Source organism: Streptomyces sp. NPDC006193, assembly GCF_040613915.1.
In the GTDB taxonomy this organism is placed as follows: domain Bacteria; phylum Actinomycetota; class Actinomycetes; order Streptomycetales; family Streptomycetaceae; genus Streptomyces.
On record NZ_JBEXTB010000062.1, the window covers coordinates 1 to 3,582 of the forward strand.

Sequence of the window (3,582 nt, forward strand, 5' to 3'; positions counted from 1 at the left end):
GTTCGCCAGCAGCGTCTCCGGCTTCGAGGCGGTGCGGAACAAGGTCTTCACCTACCGGCAGCTGGTCGCCCTCTCCCTGAAGAAGCCCCGCACCACGAACGCGTTCGTAGCGAACTTGTTCGCGACGAACATGTTCGGTACGGTGGCGGCATGACCGCAGCGCCCCGATCCCGCCGTGAACGCCCCGCCAAGCCCGCACTGACCCGGCAGGGCATCGTCGCCGCCGCCGTGGCGATCCTGCGCGCGGAAGGCCTTCGGAAGGTGACGATGCGGCGGCTGGCGCAGGAACTCGACACCGGTCCCGCCTCGCTGTACGTGTACATCCGCAACACCGACGAACTGCACGCGGCCGTCCTGGACGAGCTGCTCGGCACGGTCGGCCCGGCGCCGGCCGAAGGGGGATGGCGGGAGCGGCTGGAGACGCTGCTCACCGCGTACACCGCGATGCTCCTGGAGCATCCGTCCCTCGCCCGCTCGGCGCTGACCGCGCGGCCCAGCGGGCCGAACTACCTGAGGCTCATCGACACACTGCTGGAGCTGCTGCTGGCGGGCGGGGTGCCGCGCGCCCAGGCGGCCTGGGGCGTGGACCTGCTGCTGCAGCACGCCACCGCGACCGCCGCCGAACACGCCGGCGACGACTCCCCCGGCGACTGGCAGGAGCTGGACCGCGCCCTGCGCGAGGCGCCCGCCGCCACCCACCCGCACATCGCCGCCGACCCCGGCGCGCTGCTGTCCGGCACCCCGCAGGCCCGCCTGTCGTGGGCCTTCCGGACCCTGATCAACGGCATAGAGCGGACCGCCGTGCCGACCGAAGGCCAGGAGGCCCCATGACCATCGCTGCCCTCCCCCACCACCCCGTCGCCGTCGTCGGCGCGGGCCTCGGCGGTCTCGCCCTCGCCCGTGTGCTGCACGTGCATGGCGTCGAGGCCGCCCTGTTCGACCTGGACGCCTCCCCGGCCGCCCGGACCCAGGGCGGCATGCTCGACATCCACGACGAGACCGGTCAGGAGGCGTTGCGGGCCGCCGGTCTGCACGAGGAGTTCCTGGCGCGCGTCCACACCGGCGGCCAGGCGGTGCGCGTGCTCGACCGGCACGGCACGGCCCTCTTCGAGCAGGCGGACGACGGCACCGGCGGCCGCCCCGAGATCGACCGCGGCGAGCTGCGCGACCTGCTGGCCGGCTCACTGCCCGCGGGCACGGTCCGCTGGGGCGCGAAGGTGACGGGCGCACGTCCGCTGGGCGGCGGCCGGCACGAGGTGATGCTCGCGGACGGCAGCGCGTTCACCACGGACGTCCTGGTCGGCGCGGACGGCGCCTGGTCGCGCGTGCGCCCGCTGCTGTCCTCCGCCCGGCCGGCGTACACCGGCGTGTCGTTCGTGGAGACCGACCTGCTGGAGGCGGACCTGCGGCATCCGGGGAGCGCGGCGACGGTGGGCGGCGGCATGCTCTTCGCGCTCGGCGCGGGCCGCGGCTTCCTCGCGCACCGCGAGACCGACGGCAGCCTCCACGTGTACGCGGCCGTCGAGGCGCCGGAGGACTGGCTGGACGGCATCGACTTCAGCGACGCGGAGGCGGCGAAGGCGGCCGTGCTGAAGGAGTTCGACGACTGGGCCGGGGGTCTGCGGGCGCTGGTGGCCGACGCGGACGGAGCGCTGACGCCCCGCCGCATCCACGCCCTGCCCGCCGGTCACCGCTGGGACCGGGTCCCCGGCGTCACGCTCCTGGGGGACGCCGCGCACCTGATGTCCCCGTTCGCGGGCGAGGGCGCCAACCTGGCCCTGCTCGACGGCGCCGAACTGGGCCTCGCGCTGGCCGCGCACCCCGGCGACCCGGAGGCCGCGCTGTCCGCCTACGAGGCCCGCATGTTCCCGCGAGCCGAAGCCGCCGCCCGGACCTCCGCCCGCAGTCAGACCCTGCTGTTCCACGCCGACGCCCCGCGGGGGCTGGTGGAGATGTTCGCGGACCGGGACGGCTGAACCGGGCGGGGACAGCGGGTTCCCTCCGGCGGCAGGGCCGGCCGGCGAGCGCGCCGCCGGCACCCCCTGACAGCTCGGTCAGCGGGGCGGCGGGGTGCGGGTCACCCGGGACACCAGGTCGACCCAGCCGGCCTCCAGCCGCTCCAGCGGCATGCCGCACTGCCGGGTCAGGTGGTGGATCAGGGCCGGGTCCAGCGAGCCCAGCAGCGTCTGGGCCAGCAGGTCGCAGTCGGCGTCCGGCACGATCTGGCGCAGCAGCATCGTGACGTGGGTGCGCAGGGCCCCCAGCGCGGGGTGGGTGAACCGGCGCGTCGCCTCCGGCTGGGCGGCCAGCTGCAGGTCGAGCTGCTCGGCCGAGCGGTACAGCACCGCCACGCCGAACGCCCGCAGCCGCTCCAGGGGCGGCGCGCCCGGCCCCAGCGGCGGGGGCCCGCTGACGAAGTCGGCCTGGAGCTGCCGCGCCGAGTGGTCGAGCAGGGCCATCAGCAGTCCGGTGCGGTCGCCGAAACGCCGGAAGACGGTCCCCTTGCCCACGTGGGCCGCCGCGGCCACCGCCTCCATGGTGACCCCGGCCACCCCGTGCTCGGCGATCAGGCGGGCGGCGGCCTCCAGCAGCCGGGCCCGGTTCCGGGCCGCGTCGGCACGGAGGCAGGGCTCGTCGGAGGGAGCGCCGGGCTCCTGCGGTCGGAGGACGTCGAGGGGCTCCTGTGGCATCGGGAAGGGCGGCAGGGCGCTGGACATGAATCCAGCGTAAAGCATCGGGAAGAAAACTGGACCGCGGTCCGCTTAGGGTGATAGAAACCCAAACGGACCCCGGTCCGGATCGTCCCACCGATGTTTCAGCCCCTTGGAGTTCCCATGTCTGTTCGCATCCTCGCGCTCGTCGGCAGCCTTCGCGCCGGTTCGACCAACCGCCAGCTCGCGGAGGCGGCCGTGAAGGTCGCGCCCGAGGGCACGAAGGTCGAGATCTACGAGGGCCTGGGCGACGTCCCCTTCTACAACGAGGACATCGACGTCGAGGGCAGCGTCCCCGCCGCCGCCGTGAAGCTGCGCGAGGCCGCCCAGGCCGCCGACGCCTTCCTGCTCTTCTCCCCCGAGTACAACGGCACCATTCCGGCCGTCCTGAAGAACGCCATCGACTGGCTGTCCCGCCCGTACGGCGCCGGCGCCTTCGGCGGCAAGCCCGTCGCCGTCGTCGGCACCGCCTTCGGCCAGTACGGCGGCGTGTGGGCGCAGGACGAGGCCCGCAAGTCCGTGGGCATCGCCGGCGGCAAGGTGGTCGAGGACATCAAGCTGTCCATCCCCGGCTCCCTGACCCGCTTCGCCGAGACCCACCCGGCCGACGACGCCGAGGTCGCCGCCCAGCTGACCGAGGTCGTGGCGCGCCTGCACAGCAACGTGGGCGAGACCGCGGCGGCCTGACCGTGCGCTCCCCCGCCGGGCCGGAGTCCCCAGAGGGCTCCGGCCCTCGGCCGTTCCCGCCCCGTGCATGCCGGACGGGGCGGGAACGGTGCCCGACGTCCCAGAAGTCCGCGTGGTCGGGCTTCCCCAGCTCACGTCGGGCTTCGACCTTGTGGAGCGGCTCGATCTGCCGATGCACCTGAAG

Annotated in this window: 4 protein-coding genes; 3 read left to right on the plus strand and 1 reads right to left on the minus strand. The window is 74.5% G+C overall.

The features are described 5' to 3' along the window. The first annotated feature begins 150 nt into the window (after positions 1-150). Together ABZ261_RS29420 and ABZ261_RS29425 are read left to right on the plus strand one after the other, a co-directional pair. Positions 151-831 carry a TetR/AcrR family transcriptional regulator gene (locus tag ABZ261_RS29420; protein WP_356864371.1) on the plus strand — a complete coding sequence of 227 codons (681 nt, stop codon included), beginning with the start codon at positions 151-153 and terminating at the stop codon, positions 829-831. Then, positions 828-1,976: an NAD(P)/FAD-dependent oxidoreductase gene (locus ABZ261_RS29425; protein WP_356864373.1), complete on the plus strand. Its 1,149-nt coding sequence runs from the start codon at positions 828-830 to the stop codon at positions 1,974-1,976. Before ABZ261_RS29420 ends, ABZ261_RS29425 begins: the two co-directional genes overlap by 4 nt. A 78-nt stretch (positions 1,977-2,054) precedes the next feature. Here ABZ261_RS29425 and ABZ261_RS29430 read toward each other — a convergent pair whose 3' ends face one another. Continuing rightward, a complete protein-coding gene (locus tag ABZ261_RS29430; protein ID WP_356864375.1) occupies positions 2,055-2,735 on the minus strand; it encodes a helix-turn-helix domain-containing protein in 681 nt (226 codons plus the stop codon). Positions 2,736-2,834: 99 nt separating this feature from the next. On the opposite strand from ABZ261_RS29430, the gene ABZ261_RS29435 reads away from it, so the two are divergent. Then, the gene (locus tag ABZ261_RS29435) at positions 2,835-3,398 is read left to right on the plus strand and encodes an NADPH-dependent FMN reductase (RefSeq protein WP_356864377.1); all 564 of its coding nucleotides are present in this window, start codon (positions 2,835-2,837) and stop codon (positions 3,396-3,398) included. The last annotated feature ends 184 nt before the right edge of the window (positions 3,399-3,582 follow it).

Excerpts from the sequence above, each read along its gene's own strand:
- ABZ261_RS29430 (WP_356864375.1), bottom strand. The coding sequence starts at position 2,735 with ATGCTTTACGCTGGATTCATGTCCAGCGCCCTGCCGCCCTTCCCGATG.
- ABZ261_RS29435 (WP_356864377.1), top strand. The coding sequence starts at position 2,835 with ATGTCTGTTCGCATCCTCGCGCTCGTCGGCAGCCTTCGCGCCGGTTCG.
- ABZ261_RS29425 (WP_356864373.1), top strand. The coding sequence starts at position 828 with ATGACCATCGCTGCCCTCCCCCACCACCCCGTCGCCGTCGTCGGCGCG.
- ABZ261_RS29420 (WP_356864371.1), top strand. The coding sequence starts at position 151 with ATGACCGCAGCGCCCCGATCCCGCCGTGAACGCCCCGCCAAGCCCGCA.